The sequence below is a fragment of the Rhodococcus sp. YH1 genome (assembly GCF_009939605.1).
GTDB classification, from domain to species: Bacteria; Actinomycetota; Actinomycetes; order Mycobacteriales; family Mycobacteriaceae; genus Rhodococcus; species Rhodococcus aetherivorans.
Genome location: NZ_WVTE01000247.1, coordinates 1 through 16,414, shown reverse-complemented (window position 1 = coordinate 16,414; position 16,414 = coordinate 1). Strand labels below are relative to the sequence as shown.

Below are 16,414 nucleotides of genomic sequence, written 5' to 3'. Positions count from 1 at the left end.
TTCGGTGTGATGGCTGTTCGGCCGGCGCTGGTCAGTGGGTCGCCAATGTGGCGCGCAGGCGCTGTTCGACATCACCGGCGCCGTCCTCGGTGGTGAAGGTGACGTACTCGACGGTCCCGTCGAACACGCTCGACTCGTCCGCTCGGTACTCCTCCGAGACAGGCGTGCCGCGATCGCGCCCGATGCTCAGGACCTCGTCCACAGAGAAGACGTACGGCACGGTGCGCTCGATGCGCCCCTCGCCGACACATGTACCGTCGACGAGAATCGAGCCCGAGCCGCCTCTGCCCACGCCGCCCCCGTCGTAGTCGAACACGAACTCGATCTTGTGCCTGCCCGGGGCGACGGGTTCGGTGCGCACGTAGTATCTTTCGACGTCGCACAGGTTGTGGCAGAAAGTCATTCGCCCATCGATGCAGTACAGTGCCCAGCCGCCGAAGCGGCCGCCCTGGGCCGCGACGACGCCGTGTGGTGACTTCGGACCGCTGTCGATCGAGGCAGTGATCCGGAAGGACGTGTTCTTCAGATTCGGCACCGAGTCCTCACGCAGGCGATCGGTGCCGGGACGGACGGTCAGCTCGGTGCGTCCGCTCATCAGCGTCCGCCTGCCGGCAACTGCCGGGTCGAACCGTTCGGAGAGCCGGTCGTCGAGCGGGAAGACCTGGTAGCGGGTGGCTTCCGCGACGAACAGCCGCTTGAGTTCCTCGAGCTTGTCGGGATACCGGTCGGCCAGGTTCACGGCCTGGGACCAGTCGGTGTTCGTGTCGTAGAGTTCCCACACGTCGTCGTCGAAGTCGACGGCCTCGATCGCCGCCATCGTCCACGGGGTGCGGTGTTTGGTCACGGCTGTCCATCCGTGATGGTAGATCCCCCTGTTGCCGAACATCTCGAAGTACTGGGTGGTGTGGCGGTCGGGCGCCGACTCGTCGTCGAAGCAGTACAACATCGACACGCCCTCGTAGGGGCGCTGGGCCACTCCGTCCACGGTTGTCGGTTCGGGGAGGCCCGCAGCCTCGAGGATCGTCGGGGCGACATCGATGCAGTGGTGCCACTGATTGCGGATTCCGGGTGTCGTGAGGGTTTCGGGCCAGTGCACGATCATGCCGTTGCGGGTTCCGCCGTAGTGCGAGGCGACCTGTTTGGTCCACTGGTAGGGGGTGTCCATGGCCACGGCCCAGCCGGCCGGGTACAGGGCGTAGCTCATCGGGCCACCGACGTCGTCGAGCCGGTTCACGAGATCCGCGGCGGTGACGTGGAGACCGTTGACGCCGGCCATCTCGTTCATCGTGCCCTCGAGGCCACCTTCGGCGGAGGCACCGTTGTCGCCCAGGATGTAGAACACCAGGGTGTTGTCGAGTTCCCCACGTGCTTGCAGTTCGGCGATCATCCGGCCGACCTGTTCGTCGGTGTGCTCGGCGAAAGCCGCGTAGGCCTCCATCAGGCGTTCGGCGACGGCCTTCTGAGCGTCGTCCAGTTCGTCCCAGTGCGGGACTCCGGGCGTCCACGGGCCGAGTTTGGCGTCCTGTGGGACGACACCCAGTTCCGTCTGCCGGGCCAGGGTGATCTCCCGCTGGGCGTCCCATCCCGCGGAGAATTCACCGCGGTAGCGGGTCCGCCAGTCCCGCGGCAGGTGGAACGGGGTGTGGCAGGCTCCGAAGCTCAGATAGCAGAACCACGGCTTGTCGGGGTCGAGTGTGCGTACCGATTCCGTCCATCGGATCGCCTGGTCCACCAGGTCCTCGGAAAGGTGGTACCCGTCGGATTCCGTCCCCGGAGTCTCGATCGGAGTGGTGCCGTCGTAGAGGTTGGGCGTGAACTGATTGGTCTCTGCCCCGACGAATCCGTAGAACTTGTCGAACCCCTCCCGGGTGGGCCAATGGTCGAAGGGACCGGCCACGGTCTGTTCCCACGGCGGCGTCTGGTGCATCTTGCCGAATGCGCCCGTCGCGTACCCGTTGTACGAAAGAGTCTGCGCGACAGTCGCGCAACTCCGCGGCCGCAAGGCGTTGTAACCCGGAGACGAAGTGGCGGTCTCCGGTACCCCGCCCATTCCGACCGAATGGTGGTTGCGGCCGCTGAGGAGCGCTGCCCGCGTCGGTGAGCACAGGGCCGTGGTGTGGAATCGCGAGAACCGGGCACCGTTGTCGGCGAGAGCTTCGGCTGCCGGCATCCGGCACGGACCGCCGAACGCGGACGAAGCACCGAAACCTACGTCGTCGAGGAGGATCACCAGCACGTTCGGTGCACCTTCCGGGGGCCGAACGGGCGAGGGCGCCTCGTACTTCGGTTCCTGCTTGCGCACGTCGAATGCCGGCACGTGCCTGTCGGTCGAGATGTCGATCGGTAGCGAGTAGCGGTTCACTGTCTTCCCTTCGTAGCGGCACACTCGTGGACTGCGGTGCCCCGTGTCGTTCCGTGAGCTGGACCGGTCAGCGATCCGCACCAGCCAGGACCAGACCGTCGTAGGTGAAGCCGGCGGGCAGCAGTCCCTCGTCGATGTACGCGGCGGAACTGAGTTCCACGGTCTCGCGGTCGAGTGCGACGTCGTACTGGTCGATGCTGCGGTAGAGCAGGTCGGTTGCCTCGGGGCCCAGCCCCATCGCCTCGGTGATCGCGCTCTTGACCGCCTCCTCGTTCGCCGGGTCGAGAATGAACCGTCGGGCGTCCTCGAGGCCGTCCCGGAAGGCGAGGAGGTCTTCGGCGTGCTCGCCGTCGAGGGCGTCGGCCCGCGACACGTAGCCCGAGACGACGGCGTCGCGGAGCGAAGCCGGTCCGTCGCCCGAACGAAGGTCGAAGACGATCTGTCCGATTCCGGCGTCGAGGGTGACGGCGGCGCCGGAGCGGTCACTGACGACGATGTCCGCGGACCCGACCTGCAGGGCGGAGACCGCCGGTTGTCCCGTGGCGACAGCGACGATCGCGACGTCCCGGTCGGGGTCGAGGCCGGCTTCGCGCAGGATGTTCCGGGTGAGGATGTCGTAGGAGCCGCCGAGGGCGGGGACACCGATCGTGGCACCCCGCCAGGTGCGAACGGCTTCGATCCAGTTGCCGTCGCGACTCGCCGCGATCGGGCCGCCCTCGTTCGCGACGGCGGTGTACTGGAACGTGCAGCAGGCGGCGAGCATCCGCATCTGAGCACCGGAGGCGCCCTGGTTGTACTGCGCAACGGTGACCGGCGTGGTGAATGCGACGTCGAGTTGTCCCTCCGCCACCGCTGTGGTCATCGCCGGGATGGAGGTGAATTCCATGAACTCCACGGCAACGCCCCGGTCTTCGAAGATTCCCTGATCCTCGGCGACCAGAGCGGCCAGGATGCTCATCTTGCCCTGGTATCCGAGGGTGATGTCGTCACCGGCGTTCGCAGCCCCGAGTTCGCCCACGCCGCCGCATGCGGTGGCGGTGAGCAGGGCACACAAGGCTCCGGCAAGTCGGACCATCCGTCGCGTCTTCGACATATCTGACTCCTCGTTGATGTTCGGGACCGGCGTGCGGTCGTAGAAGTAGGCGCTCACCAGCGAAGACGAGCGGGGATGAGGGGGACGACGTGCTCGAAAATCCCTGCGTATGATTATGCTCACACCCAGGAAGAGGGGGTCAACGGTCCAGTGGGGGATGACTGGCCTGGATTCGAGAACCACGCCGGTCGGACACGGCGAAAGGGAGAAGACACGTGGTCGGAGTGCGAGTCATCGGGGCCGCGACCCTGGTCCGGGAACTCGGGACGTGTTCGGTCGAGATCCGGGCGCGTACGCACGGCAGGGGGGCGACATATTCGAAGCTGAGCGAAGGTATCCGTTCACTGGTGCACGACGGACGCATCTGCCTGGGCTCGGCTCTGCCCAGTGAGCGCGATCTGGCGGGCGCCCTGTCGGTGAGCCGGAGCACCGTCACCTCGGCATATGCCGATCTCCGCAGGAACGGCTATCTGATCAGCCGGCAGGGCGCTCGCAGCGTAGTGGCGTTGCCGACGGGCCGCGCGGAGGCCGGCAGCGTCATCTTCCGACAGGTCACCGACGCGGCGCAGAATGCGAGTCTCGACCTCGCGCATCTACTTCCGGACACGCCGGTCGACAGCATCATGCAGGCCTACTCGACCGCGCTGACGCGGCTACCGGCGCTGTTGAACTCACACGGGATGGACCGCGCCGGACTGCCGGAGCTGAGGTCACTCGTCGCGCGGCGGTACACCGAGCGAGGTCTCGACACCACGCCGGAGCAGATCATGATCACAGCGGGCGCGCAGCATGCCCTGACACTCGTACTGAGCTGTCTCAGCAGTCCCGGCGACCGCATCCTCGTCGAACACCCCACCCATCCCACGGCGCTCATGGCGATGACGCAGTCCAGCCTGCAGGTCGTGCCGATCGCGCTGGATCCGGACGACACGACGTTCGGCGGCTGGAACCTGCCTGCCATCCACGACGCCGCGCGCCAGTCTGGCGCACGGCTGGCACACATCACCCCCGATTTCAATCAGCCGACAGGGATGTGCCTGACACGGGAGGGTCGCGAACAGTACGCCCGGATCGCTGCCGAGTCGGGAACCACGCTCATCGTGGACGAAGTCCCGTCCGAATTATGGCTCGAGGCCCCTCCACCGCCACCGATGGCGGTGTTCGCCGAACAGAACGGGTGCCCGTCGATCTGTCTGGGCTCGATGTCGAAGACATTCTGGACGGGACTGCGAATCGGGTGGATCCGCGCCGATCCGGCCGTCGTCTCCCGGTTGATCGGATACCGGACGGGATTCGATCTCGGCACGTCGTTACCCGATCAGCTCGCAGCCGCGGAGCTGCTGTCGGCTCCCGACACTCTCGAACGTCGGCGGGAATCGCTGCGCGAACGCCGAACGATCCTGCTCGATGCGGTGGCGCGAGCTCTGCCGGAATGGCGGGTGTATCCCAATCGCGGGGGCATGACGTTATGGGCGGAAATGCCACGCCCGGTGTCGACACGCTTGTGTACCGCTGCGTTCGAACGCGGCGTGCTCCTCGTCGCCGGACCCCAGTTCGGGGTGCACGCAGCGTTCGAACGTCATCTCCGGCTGCCGTACACGCGGAGTCCGGAGGAGATCCGGTCGGCGCTGGACATCGTCGCCGACGCGTACCACTCCCTCCGCTGAAACGTCACACCGACGTCGGCTCCGTACAGGTTCCGGACCCGCGCACAGAACGGTCGGACGCAACAGCAATTGCTGTCGCGTCCGACCGGGAACTGCGCGGGTGTTCGGCCGCCCGCCGGAGCGTCACACCGATGTCGGCTCCCTCAGGATGCCGTCGGGTTCGGACGGGGATCCGGCCGCCCGCGCCGCGGCCCGGCCTGCCCGGTAGCCGAACACCAGTGCGGGACCGAGCGTTCCGCCGGCTCCGCCGTACACCATCCCGGTGGGGGCCGCCATGACGTTCCCGGCGGCGAACAGGCCGGGGATGACCCGATCGTCGACGTCGAGGACCGCGCCGTCGGCGTCGGTGCGCGGACCGCCCTTCGTGCCGAGCGTGCTGCTGTGGATCTGCACCGCATGGAAGGGGGCCCGCGCGACGGGTCCCAGGGTGGATTCCACGCCGGGGTACCTGTTCTTGTCACCGACGAACCCGTCGTACACGCTCTCGCCGCGGTGGTACTCGCTGTCGTGGCCCCGGCGCACGTCCTCGTTCCAGTGGGCGACCGTCGATTCGAGGGTGTCCGCGGGGACGTCGATCTGCCGTGCCAGATCGGCGAGAGTGTCGGCCCGCACGACCCACTCCGGGGCTTCGGTGCCCGGCGCGGCCCCGAACGCCCCGTACTTCTCGACGTGGTCGGCGTCGAAGATCAGCCAGCACGGCTGGTTCAGGTAGTCGAAGTCGTGCGCGTCGAGCTGGTGGAACGCCCCACCGAGCGCGTTGTAGTTGGTCGCCTCGTTGGTGAACCGCCGGCCGAGCCGGTTGACCATGATCGAGTGCGGCGCAGTGCGCTCCCGGTGCACGAGCTGGACGGCCTGGGCACCGTTCGCCCGTTGCCCGGGCAGCACCGCGACCGGCGCCCACCAGGCCTCGCGCATGTTGCCGAGCTGCGCGCCGACGCGCATCGCCATGCGCAATCCGTCCCCCGTGCACGTGGGTACGGTGGCGGGGTGCGCCATCGGTCCGCGCAGAAAGTCGCGCCGCAGCCGCTCGTCCCATTCGAAGCCGCCGGTGGCGAGCACGACGCCGTGCTCCGCGCGCACGTCGTGCGCCCCGTTCCGCCCCTCGAACCGCACGCCGGTGATGCGGCCGGACTCGTCCTGGATCAGCCGCACGCCCCGCTCCCCGGTGTGCACGGCGACGCCCTCGTCGAGGCAGCCCTGGAGCAGGGCCGCGATCATGCCGCGGCCCAGGCCCTCCACGCGGTCCCGCTCCCGCTGCTCGAGCACGTCGGGGGGAAGGTGGCCGGTGCCGCCGCCGATGGGGGTCTCCGCGACCGTCATACGGCGCGGGACCCCGACGAGCTTGTCCTCCCATCGGCCGAGGTCGATGAAGCTGAACAGGTCGGGTTCGAGGGAGCGTCCGCCCTGCGGCATCCCGCCGGGCCGCTCGGGGTGGTAGTCGGGGTAGCCGGCGACGAGGCGCATCTTCAGCGGCGTGGTGTCGAGCCAGTCGAGCAGTTCGGGAACGGTGTCGACGAACGCCTCCGCGAGCTCGGGCAGGATCATGCCGTGCGACAGGGATTCGAGGTAGGCGAGGGACTGCTCGCGCGAGTCGACGATCCCCGCCTCCCGCGCGTACCGGTTGTTCGGCAGCCACGCCACGGCGCTCGACAGGCACGTGGTACCGCCGAGCAGTTCGCCCTTCTCGAACACGCCCACTCGGGCACCGCACCGGGCGGCCGACAGGGCGGCGCACAGTCCGGCACCCCCGCTGCCGAGCACGATGACGTCGTAGGCGTCCGATCCGTCGTTGTCTTGCATCGTAATTCCCTCTCTCGGGATGGTTCAGTCGAAGGTGGGTGACGGACTCGGCCGGAGTCGTCCGTCCTGCTCGGCGGGGGACGGCGGGTCGGGTGCGGCCCCGGCCGTGAGGACCGTCCCGTACGTCGCGGTCGGCGTCGCGTACCGGACCTCGAGCCGGCGTTCGCCGAAGTACCAGCGCCCGGCCCGTCTCACGTAACGGTCGTGGTACCGCAACGCGAGAATGCTCTGCACCCCCGCCTGCGCGAACTCGACGTGGCAGGGCACGACCCCCTGCGCCGTGTCCTCATCGGTGAAGTCCACCGTGCCGGGGTGCGGGGTGTGCACGCTGACCCCGTCGTATCCGTCGAGCGCGGCACGAACGTAGGTGACGATCGCGTCCCGCCCCCACAGCGATTCCGACAGACCGTGGAACGCGGCGTCCGGCGTATACAGCGCGGCCAGCGTCTCCATGTCGTGGTCGTCGACGGCCAGGGCGTACCGCGTCGCCAGTTCGCGGATCTCGAGGACATCCTCCGTCCGTCGCGGGTGGCGGTCCCGGCCGTCGAGCATGTCGTGTCCTTCCGTCGCAGAGCGCGTTTCGGGGCCTGTCACTACTTCACCAGGGCGCCGGCGTCGATCGGCATCGTGATGCCGGTGACGTAGCGGGACTCGGCTCCGGCGAGGAACAGAACGGCGTTGCTGACGTCGTCGGGCTGCACGAACGGGACGTCGAGGGCGTGCATGCCGTGCAGCAGCGGTTCGACCTGTTCCCGGGTGGGCTGGGGCTCGTCCGGGAGGAACAACTTGTAGATCGCGTCGTTCAGCAGCATGCGGGTCTCCACGTTGGTCGGCAGGACCGCGTTGACCCGGATACCTTCGGGGCCGAGTTCGTTGGCGAGACTGCGCATCACGCCGAGCACGCCGTGCTTGGCCGCCGCGTAGTGGGCGTTGTTCGGCAGGCCCTTCAGTCCGGCGATGGAGCTGATCAGCACGATGCTGCCGCCGCGGCCGCCGGCACGCAGGTGCGGGACGGATGCCTTCACCGTGTTCCACACGCCGGTGAGGTTGATGTCGATCATGTCGCGCCAGATCTCGTCGGTGAGATCCTCGACCGGATAGCTGCCGGCGATCCCGGCGTTGGCGACGACGACGTCGAGGCGGCCGAACCGCTCGACCCCCGTCGCCACGGCCTTGGCGACCGCGGCCGAATCCCGCACGTCCGCTTCGGTGGCGACGATCTGCTGCCCCTCGGCCTGCACCAGGCGGACCGTCTCGTCGAGGTCCGCCCGGGTGGCCATGTCGTACGGGGCGCCCTGCACCGGAGCGCACAGGTCGATCGCGATGATGTCGGCGCCCTCGCGAGCGAGGCGCACCGCGTGGTTGCGCCCCTGTCCCCTCGCCGCACCGGTGACGAAGGCAACCATTCCGTCGAATCCCATGACGTGAACCTCTCTCTCGACTCGCTCTTCGGTTCGCGTCACGGACCGGGCGACCGTCCCCGCGAGGAGGCCGGCCGGGCTTGCGTGCAGAGCGGTGGATCGCGAGACGCGAGAAGAACGGAAACGGAAGAAATCTCTGCATATGATTATGCTCACATCGGACCCGGGAGGTCAATGGTCGATTCGGCGAGCACCCCCGGGTTCACGGTCCGCCCGTCCCGTTCCACCGGCGCGAAATCTCTTGAAGATGAACCTTTCAGATCGAGAAGGGGCGCGCGTTCCCGGCAGTGGGGCCGATACGCGGTCCCGGCGTGAAGCGCGCGGGAATTCGCTTCCAGCCGGGATTGACCGCCTGGTGCGCGAACGGGACCACCCGATCGTGCAGGATCTCGTAATCCGGCATGCGGCACAGGATCTGGCCGAGCATTTCGACGGACAGCGCACGGGCGATGTGCGCCCCGGCGCACCGGTGCACACCCATGCCGAACGCCGTGTGCCGGTTCGGCCACCGCTCGATGTCCACGGTGTCCGGGTCGTCGAACGCCTTCGGGTCGCGGTTCGCCGACGCCCAGCCGAGGAGCACGCGATCGCCCGTGCGGAAGTCGTGCCCGTGGAACTCGACATCACGAGTCACCGTGCGGGCCAGGGCCTGCGTGGGGGAGAAGACGCGCAGGAACTCCTCGATCGCCCGCGGCAGCTTCTCCGGGTGCTCGGCGAGGGTGCGACGCAGCTCGTGGTTGCGGTCGAGGTACATCAGCGTCTGGCTGACGAGGGAGGCGGTGGTGCCCACGCCGCCGGAGATCAGCAGCTCCGCCATGGCGAATACCTCGTCGTCCGTCACCGGCCGGCCGTCCACCTCCGAGCCGACGAGGTGACTCAGCACGTCGTCCCGCGGACGTACGCGCCGCTCGGCGATCGCGGCCCGCAATTGCTTCTCCATCCACGGGAACTCGACGGAGATGGCGTGCTCGAACTCCGGCGTGCCCGGCAGGTCGGAGAGCGCGGCGTGATGGGCGTGCGCGTACCGCTCCCAGTCCGCCGGCGGCAGGCCGAGCCAGTCGATCGTCACCACGGCCGGCACGCCGATGACCGTCGCGAAGTCGCACGTGCCGGCCTCGATGACCTGGTCGATGAACCACGTCGTGTACTTCTCGATCGCCGGCCGCAGGTGCTCGACGGCCGCCGGGGAGGTCAGCGGGTTGATCAGCTTGCGGTACTTGCGATGTTCCGGAGGATCGAGTTCGACGGGGATGTGGTGGTTCACCGGCGTCTTGGGGATGACGGTGGCCAGGCCGTCGCCGCCGTAGGGGCACCGCGCGGACGAGAAGGTCTGGTCGTCGCGGGCGGCCTCGAACACGCCGTCGTAGTCGGTGAGCACCCAGAAGCCGCCGTGACGGGTCGACCGGACCACCGGCCCTGCCGCCCGCATCCGACGGTAGGAGCCGACCGGGTCCTCGGCGTGCGCGGCGGAGTTGTGGTCGAAGTCGACCACGGGACAACGCGGTTCGGTGCTCCGGTCGTCGAGCGTCATCGGACTTCTCCTGTCGGGCTCGTGGACGCCATCGCCGAAGGGGCCGCCATGGTGCGGGCGTCGATCGACACGATCTCGCGCATTCCGGGGACGATGTCGCGGCCGAGGTCGTCGAGGTACGCGACGACGTCGTCGGCCGTCATGTCGGGCCACTGCGCGCGCACGATCACCGGATCGACCGGCACCTGCGCCGCGAGAGCGCGCAACTGGCCGAGACAGTCGTCGGGGGTTCCGACGATCGCCTCCGCGGCGGCGACCTGCCGGAATCGTTCGGTGAGGGCGGTGGCATCGCGGGTGTCCAGTTCCCGCTGCGCGTAGGCCAGGAGGCGGTCCCGCGCCATGGATTCGAAGCGCCGGAACGCACCCTCGGTGGTGGCGCCGGGAACGATCTCGCGGCGCAGCGGATGCCGCGCCACCGGCGGCCGCCCGTGCTTGTGCCGCGCCGCGGCATAGACGCCGAACATGCGGTGCATGTCGTCGGTCCGGGTTTCGGGCGTCACCGGCCACGCGTCGCCCAGTCGTGCGGAGCGCCGGACGCCGGAATCCTTCAGTGCGCCGATCCAGATCGGCGGGTGGGGATCCTGCCAGGGACGGATGTGGGTCTTGACCCCGTCGAGCCGCCAGAACCTGCCGTGGAAGTCGACCTCGTCCTGCGTCCACATGAGCCGGATGATCTGCAGCGCCTCGTCCATCATGGCGAACCGCCGGCCGAAGTCGACGCCGAACGCGGCGAACTCCTCGCGCCGGTATCCCGCGCCGGCGCCGACAATGAGGTTGCCCCGGGTCAGGATGTCGAGGGTGGCGAGTTCCTCGGCGAGCGCGACCGGATGGAACAGCGGCACCTGCACCACCATCGTGCCGATCTTCACGCCGGGGTCCAATTCGGCCGCGATCCGCGCCAGGGTCGGGATCGGCTGCAGCCAGCGCAGGTTGCCGTAGATGTAGTGGTGGCCCATCACGATGTAGCGCACGCCGTTGCGCTGCGCGGCCTCGACCTGGCGCAGCAGTCCGTCGAGGTGCTCGCGCGGCGACAGCGTGGAGTGCACGTCGCCGAGGATCACACCCAGGTCCATGTCTTCCTCGCTTCCGTCGACGGCTCGAGCAGCCAGTGCCGCAGCTTCGCCTTGGCGACCTTGTTCAAGGTGGCGCGCGGGAACTCCGGTGCCAGGTGGACCTCGCGCGGTCGTTTGAAGTCGGACAGCAGTTCTGCGCAGGCCCGTTCGATGTCGGCCGGCAGGCCGTCGGGCGCGGCGCCGTCCGGGATCACGAAGGCGACCGGGACGTCGCCGAGCATCGGGTCCGGTTTCGCCACGACGGCGGCCTCCCGGACGCCGGGCACCGCCGCGACCACGCGTTCGATCTCGGCGGCGGCGACGTTCTCACCGCCGACCTTGAGCATGTCCTTGGACCGCTCGACGAACCACAACTGCCCGGAGCGGTCCTGGCGCACCCGGTCTCCGGTGCGGAACCAGCCGTCGGCGGTGAAGGCCTCCCGCGTCGCGTCGTCGTTGTGCAGGTACCCGGCGAACAGGGACACACCCGGTGTTCCGCGCACCCACAGGTCACCCACCGTGCCGGGCTCGACGGGACGGCCGTCGTCGCCGACGACGGCGACGGCGTACTCGGGGGCCGGACGTCCCATGGTCCCGTCGGGGTCGGGATGGGCCAGTTCGCTGACGACGGGGTGCGACACGGTCTCCGTCATGCCGAACCATCCGGTCATGCGGATCCCGTCGGCCACCGAGTGCTGCGTCGCGCTGCCCGACCAGTGCCGGTAGGTGTGGCCGGCCGGAACGGGAGCACCGTCGAGGGCCCGGAGCATGAACGACACCACCGATGCCCACGTGCACCGGTGCCGGAGCGAGACGTCCCAGAAGCGGGACGCGGAGAACTTCGGGGTCAGCACCACGGTGGCCCCCACCCACAGCAGTCCCAGAAACGAGTAGCCCAGGGCGTTGGTGTGGAACAGCGGCAGAGTGATCAGTCCGACGTCGGTGCCCCGCAGCCCGGCGTGGGCGGCGTTGACCCGGGCGGCCCAGAGGCAGTTGGCGTGCGTCCAGACCACGGCCTTGGGCCGCGCCGTCGTCCCGGAGGTGTACTGGATGCTCGCGGGCGCGAGCGGATCGATGGACACCGGCGCGGGTGCCCCGGCGGCCCGTCCGAGCGCGCCGAGGCTGCCGGACGCCCTTTCGGGCACGGTACCCCCCGGTGCCGCGGCCTCGAGGGTCTCGGTGCCGCCGGTCGTCGCGATCCACTCCAGGCCGGGCATGGCGGCCCGCGCGGCCTCGGCCGACCGGGTTCCGATCAGCGCGGCCCGGGGGGCGCAGTGCCGGTCGTAGTAGGCGAGTTCGTCGGCGCTGCTGCGGGTGTTGAGGCACACCGCGACCGCGCCGGTCGACACGATCGCCGCCCATCCGACGAGGAAGTCGGGGCAGTTGTCCATCAGCAGCACCACACGGTCACCGGGTGCGATGCCGCGCGCCTGCAGTCCGGCCGCGAGCCGATCCACCGCGGCGGCGAATTCCGCATAGCTCCAGCGCTGCGCCTCGGCGCCGGTGTGCGGCTCCCAGATGAGGAAGGTCGTCTCCGGCCGGTCGGTGCGCCACCGGTCGAGCAGCCACGGCACGGTACGGCTTCCGGTAGACGCGCGGACGGCGAGGTCGGGTGCCGGTCCGTCGAGGATCGGGTACGCGGGAGCGTGTGCGGGCATTCGGGTTTCGGTGGTCACGACGGCACCTGCCAGTTCAGGTGCCTGATCCGGAAGAACTCGGCGAACCCATCCTCGCCCATCTCGACGCCGGTGCCGCTGCGCTTCGATCCGCCCCACGGCACGTCCGCCCGCATGGGGCCGCCACCGTTGATCGCGACGGTGCCGGTGTCGAGGCGCCGAGCCACGGACACCGCCTCGGCGTGGTCGCCGAAGACGCTCGCGTTGAGTCCGTACGGGGAGTCATTCGCGACGGCGACCGCCTCGTCGACGTCCCGGTACGGAAGGACCACCGCGACGGGAGCGAACAGTTCCTCCCGGCAGATCTCGGCGGAGTTGTCCACACCCGTCACCAGGGTCGGCGGCAGGAACCAGCCCTTGCCCACCGGCCGCTCGCCGGCGACCGAGATGCGGCCGCCGGCGGCGACGGCGCGGTCGAGGTAGCCGCGCACGCGCGCGAGGTGCTCGGCGGAGATCAGCGGCCCCACTTCGGTGCGCTCGTCGAACGGGTCGCCGGTCGGCACGTTCTCCTCGATGAAGCCCGCTGCCAGATCGAGGAATTCGTCGATGCGATCGTGTGGAACGAGGATCCGGGTGGTGGCGCCGCAGCCCTGTCCGGCGTTGCGGCAGAACCGCAGGATCGACGGTCCCACGGCGGTGGACAGGTCCGCCGACGGGAGAAGGATGTTGGGGGACTTCCCGCCGAGTTCGAGCACGACCTTCTTGTGGGTGGCCGCGGCCTGTGCCATCACGGCCGCGCCGACGGCGGAGGATCCGGTGAAGCTCACCATGTCCACCCCGGGGTGGGAGCTGAGCAGTTCGCCCACGGCCGGTCCACCCGGCACGAGATTCAGCACGCCGGGCGGCAATCCGGCCTCGTCTGCGAGGTGCATGAAGGCCAGCGCGGACAACGTGCCCCGCGGCGAGGGCAGCAGGACCACGCTGCAGCCGGCGGCGAGCGCGGGCGCCACCTTCCACGAGATCATGTTCAGCGGGTAGTTGTACGGCACGATCGCCGAGACCACGCCGATCGGCTCGCGCAGCAGGAGGCTCTCGGACGACACCGCGCCGCGGATGCCGGGCAACCGCTCCTGGTAACCCCCACGGGGACCACGCTGCGCCGCGTCGGCGAACCACCGGAAGTTGATCGCCGGCTGCGCGACCTGCAGGGTGCGGGCCAGACCGATGGGTGATCCGACCTCCCGCACGACCAGTTCGGTGAGTTGCCCGGCGTGCTCGTCGATCAGGTCCGCCAGCCGCCGCAGGACCTTGGCGCGCTGGTCCGGGGATGCGGCGCGCCATTCCCCGGCGTCGAAGCTGCGGCGGGCGGCCGTGATCGCGCGTTCGGTCTGCTCCCGGTCAGCGGCGGTCCACCGTGCCAGCGCCTCCTCGGTGGCGGGATCGATCGAGTCGAACGTCTCGCCGCGCCCGGTCTCCCCTCTGCCGCCGACGTGCACGGACGGGCCGTGCGCCGCCCGGGCGAACAGGTCGTGGATCATCGCCTCTCCTCGCGTCCCGGAACGTCGATGTCGAGAATCAGGGACTGGTAGGACTTTCCGTGCGGGTCCACCCGCAGGGACTTGGAGACCCCGCCCGCGAGGGCACGGGTGAGGACGAAGTTCAGGCAGCAGTTCACCGGGATCTCGTAGCGGGTCACCTCGCCCTCGACGAGGTTCCCGAACGCCTCGGCGACGATGTCCTCGGTGAGCACCGACCGGAGCCAGTCGTAGTCGGCGTCGTCGTGCGGGAACACGCAGATGTTGCTGGTGTCGCCCTTGTCGCCGGAGCGGCTGTACGCGACGTCACGAAGTTTCATGCGGTGGTCACCTCCACGGACAGGGGTACCTCGCTGCGGGGCAGCAGGGCGGGGGTCACGACGACGGCGGGGACGACCGAGGTGACCACGCCACCGCCACCTGCGGGACCGAAGTACAGGTATTCGACCTCGTAGGCGGCGGCCTTGGCGACGTCGGGATCGAGGGCCCGGGCCGCGAGCCGCAGCCGCACCTCCGCCGGCTCGCCGCCGGCGATCCGGTCGCCGAAGAGGGTGTCGACGCCGTGCAGTTCGATCCGCAGTTCGTCGATCTGCGCCCGGATCGGTTCGAGGCGCCGGCGCACGATCTCCTCGGCGCGACGGGCGCGGTCGACGCAGCCCGGTCCGCCGTAGGAGATCTCGGCGACGGCCTTGTATCCGAGGTCGACGCCGACGAGCACCTTGAGGGTGTCGGGCCGGGCGGATCCGCGGGCGCCGGACAGGCGTACCCGGTCGGGCCCGGCCTGTTCGATCCGCACGTCGCTGAAGTCCGCGGTCACGTCGGGGGTGAGATAGCGGGCGGGATCGTGGATCTCGTAGTAGAGCTGGGTGCGGGTGGTGCGCAGGTCGACGGCCCCGCCGGTGCCGTCGAGCTTGGTGACGATCAGCTCGTCGTCGTCGATCTCGGCCAGGGGGAAGCTCAGGTTGTGCGGGTCGGGGACGACCCGGTACGGCGGGTCCTCGAAGTTGCCGCCGGTGCTGTGGACGCCGCACTCGAGCAGGTGCCCGGCGAGGGTCGCGGTGCCGACGCGGTCCCAGTCGTCGAGCGACCATCCCAGCTCGTGGCAGATCGGCCCGACGAACAGGGACGGGTCGGCGATCCGGCCGCCGAGCACGATCTGGGCGTCCTGCCGCAGGCAGTCGACGATCGGATCGGCTCCGATGTAGGCGTTGGCGGAGACGATCCGGTCGGCGAGGGCGCGCGTGGTGGTGCCGAGTTCGGGGAGCGCGACGTCGGCGGCCGTGACGGCGTCCCGCACGTCGTCGCCGCGGATGACGCCGATCCGGGTCCCCCCGAGCCCCAGAGCGCGCAGATTGACGGCGAATTCGGCCGCCGCGGCGTCGGGATTGGCGGCACCGAAGTTGCCGACGACGCGGCCTCCCGACGCGAGGAAGCGGCGCAGGATCGGCACCAGGGCGGAGATGCGTTCGTCCTGGCCGGCCGACGGATCGCGCAGGCGGCGGATCTGGGCCAGCGCCATCGTGCGTTCGGCCAGGCAGTCGAAGCCCATGTACCGGACCCGGCCGCTGTCGGCCATGGCGGCCGCTGTCTCGAGCCGGTCGTTGGCGTAGGCCGAGCCCGAGCCGATACTCAGCTGCATTGGTACCTCGTCTCGTTGCGTGCGTCGGCGAACCTGCTGAATTCGCGCGTGACACCGGAATCCGCGCACGCCGCGTCGTGGGCGGATTCCGGTTCACCGCATCGATTTTCGGACCGCGGTCCGTGCGACTCTCAGGACTTGCCGATCACGCCCGCCTCGGCGAGCGCCGCGAGCCGGTCCGCGCTCAGCCCCAGCCGGTCCGAGAGCACCTCGGCGGTGTGCTCGCCGATGGTGGGCACACCGTCGTAGCTGGGACCGTCGTAGCTGCCGAGGTGCAGCACCGGCCCCGGCATCAGCACACCCTTCATGATCTCGTTGCCCGTGATCTCGACGAGGGTGCGCTCCTGGAAGTGCGGGTCGGCGACGACGTCCGCGGCATCGTTCACCGGTGCGCTGACGACCTCGAACTTCTCCAGGGTCTCGAGCACGCTCGCCCGCGGCATCGAGCCGACCCATTCCTTCACCATCGCCTGCACCTCGTCGTTGTGCTCGAGGCGTGCGGCGTTGGTGGCGTAGCGGGGATCCTCGATGATCTCGGGCCGCCCCATCGCGGCGAACAGCCGCTTGGCGATGCCCTGGTTGGACGCCGCGATGGACAGGAAGCGCCCGTCCTGGGCCTCGTAGATGCCCCGCGGCGACGCCGCGCCGGTGGCGTTGCCGATGCGCTGCTGGATCTCGCCGAGCGCGGTGTAGCGCAG

The 16,414-nt window shown here is 69.5% G+C and carries 13 protein-coding genes; 1 reads left to right on the top strand and 12 read right to left on the bottom strand.

All coding sequences use genetic code 11. The annotated features are described in order from the left end of the window. Positions 1-31: 31 nt before the first annotated feature. Both AIIKEEIJ_RS23670 and AIIKEEIJ_RS23665 read right to left on the bottom strand, forming a co-directional pair. On the bottom strand, positions 32-2,362 hold the full coding sequence (locus AIIKEEIJ_RS23670; protein ID WP_161996699.1) for a sulfatase-like hydrolase/transferase: 2,331 nt from the start codon (positions 2,360-2,362) through the stop codon (positions 32-34). Positions 2,363-2,429: 67 nt separating this feature from the next. Continuing rightward, positions 2,430-3,512 carry an ABC transporter substrate-binding protein gene (locus tag AIIKEEIJ_RS23665; protein ID WP_161996698.1) on the bottom strand — a complete coding sequence of 361 codons (1,083 nt, stop codon included), beginning with the start codon at positions 3,510-3,512 and terminating at the stop codon, positions 2,430-2,432. Positions 3,513-3,670: 158 nt separating this feature from the next. Here AIIKEEIJ_RS23665 and yczR point away from each other — a divergent pair, with 158 nt between their 5' ends. Then, positions 3,671-5,122 carry a MocR-like transcription factor YczR gene (yczR, locus tag AIIKEEIJ_RS23660; RefSeq protein WP_161996697.1) on the top strand — a complete coding sequence of 484 codons (1,452 nt, stop codon included), beginning with the start codon at positions 3,671-3,673 and terminating at the stop codon, positions 5,120-5,122. Between the two features lie 123 nt (positions 5,123-5,245). Here the strand turns inward: yczR and AIIKEEIJ_RS23655 are convergent, their stop codons facing one another. The 10 genes from AIIKEEIJ_RS23655 to AIIKEEIJ_RS23610 form a co-directional block, all read right to left on the bottom strand. Further along, complete coding sequence (locus AIIKEEIJ_RS23655) at positions 5,246-6,922, bottom strand: FAD-dependent oxidoreductase (protein ID WP_161996696.1); 1,677 nt, start codon at positions 6,920-6,922, stop codon at positions 5,246-5,248. Positions 6,923-6,946: 24 nt separating this feature from the next. Next, a complete protein-coding gene (locus tag AIIKEEIJ_RS23650) occupies positions 6,947-7,474 on the bottom strand; it encodes a nuclear transport factor 2 family protein (RefSeq protein ID WP_050036069.1) in 528 nt (175 codons plus the stop codon). A 41-nt stretch (positions 7,475-7,515) separates the two neighbouring features. After that, positions 7,516-8,343 (bottom strand): mycofactocin-coupled SDR family oxidoreductase, encoded by an 828-nt coding sequence (locus AIIKEEIJ_RS23645; RefSeq protein WP_161996695.1) that lies wholly within the window; start codon positions 8,341-8,343, stop codon positions 7,516-7,518. Positions 8,344-8,599: 256 nt separating this feature from the next. Beyond that, complete coding sequence (locus AIIKEEIJ_RS23640) at positions 8,600-9,874, bottom strand: cytochrome P450 (RefSeq protein WP_006941618.1); 1,275 nt, start codon at positions 9,872-9,874, stop codon at positions 8,600-8,602. Further along, complete coding sequence (locus AIIKEEIJ_RS23635) at positions 9,871-10,947, bottom strand: LLM class flavin-dependent oxidoreductase (RefSeq protein ID WP_102800552.1); 1,077 nt, start codon at positions 10,945-10,947, stop codon at positions 9,871-9,873. The genes AIIKEEIJ_RS23640 and AIIKEEIJ_RS23635 overlap by 4 nt, the downstream gene beginning before the upstream one ends. Beyond that, complete coding sequence (locus tag AIIKEEIJ_RS23630; protein WP_202917520.1) at positions 10,932-12,584, bottom strand: AMP-binding protein; 1,653 nt, start codon at positions 12,582-12,584, stop codon at positions 10,932-10,934. Before AIIKEEIJ_RS23630 ends, AIIKEEIJ_RS23635 begins: the two co-directional genes overlap by 16 nt. A gap of 14 nt (positions 12,585-12,598) precedes the next feature. Then, entirely contained in the window at positions 12,599-14,080 is a 1,482-nt protein-coding gene (locus AIIKEEIJ_RS23625) for an aldehyde dehydrogenase family protein (RefSeq protein WP_161996693.1), read from the bottom strand. Further along, positions 14,077-14,397, bottom strand: coding sequence for an AtuA-related protein (locus tag AIIKEEIJ_RS23620; RefSeq protein WP_006941630.1), 321 nt, complete (start codon positions 14,395-14,397; stop codon positions 14,077-14,079). Before AIIKEEIJ_RS23620 ends, AIIKEEIJ_RS23625 begins: the two co-directional genes overlap by 4 nt. Further along, a complete protein-coding gene (locus AIIKEEIJ_RS23615) occupies positions 14,394-15,716 on the bottom strand; it encodes an acyclic terpene utilization AtuA family protein (RefSeq protein ID WP_161996692.1) in 1,323 nt (440 codons plus the stop codon). Before AIIKEEIJ_RS23615 ends, AIIKEEIJ_RS23620 begins: the two co-directional genes overlap by 4 nt. A 131-nt stretch (positions 15,717-15,847) precedes the next feature. Continuing rightward, the coding region (locus tag AIIKEEIJ_RS23610; RefSeq protein ID WP_161996691.1) for a CoA transferase at positions 15,848-16,414 on the bottom strand (567 nt) is incomplete at its 5' end.

Bases quoted from the DNA above. Each gene is read 5' to 3' on its own strand.
- AIIKEEIJ_RS23645 (WP_161996695.1), bottom strand. From the start codon at position 8,343: ATGGGATTCGACGGAATGGTTGCCTTCGTCACCGGTGCGGCGAGGGGA.
- AIIKEEIJ_RS23640 (WP_006941618.1), bottom strand. From the start codon at position 9,874: ATGACGCTCGACGACCGGAGCACCGAACCGCGTTGTCCCGTGGTCGAC.
- AIIKEEIJ_RS23620 (WP_006941630.1), bottom strand. From the start codon at position 14,397: ATGAAACTTCGTGACGTCGCGTACAGCCGCTCCGGCGACAAGGGCGAC.
- AIIKEEIJ_RS23635 (WP_102800552.1), bottom strand. From the start codon at position 10,947: ATGGACCTGGGTGTGATCCTCGGCGACGTGCACTCCACGCTGTCGCCG.
- AIIKEEIJ_RS23655 (WP_161996696.1), bottom strand. From the start codon at position 6,922: ATGCAAGACAACGACGGATCGGACGCCTACGACGTCATCGTGCTCGGC.
- AIIKEEIJ_RS23650 (WP_050036069.1), bottom strand. From the start codon at position 7,474: ATGCTCGACGGCCGGGACCGCCACCCGCGACGGACGGAGGATGTCCTC.
- AIIKEEIJ_RS23625 (WP_161996693.1), bottom strand. From the start codon at position 14,080: ATGATCCACGACCTGTTCGCCCGGGCGGCGCACGGCCCGTCCGTGCAC.
- AIIKEEIJ_RS23630 (WP_202917520.1), bottom strand. From the start codon at position 12,584: ATGCCCGCACACGCTCCCGCGTACCCGATCCTCGACGGACCGGCACCC.
- AIIKEEIJ_RS23615 (WP_161996692.1), bottom strand. From the start codon at position 15,716: ATGCAGCTGAGTATCGGCTCGGGCTCGGCCTACGCCAACGACCGGCTC.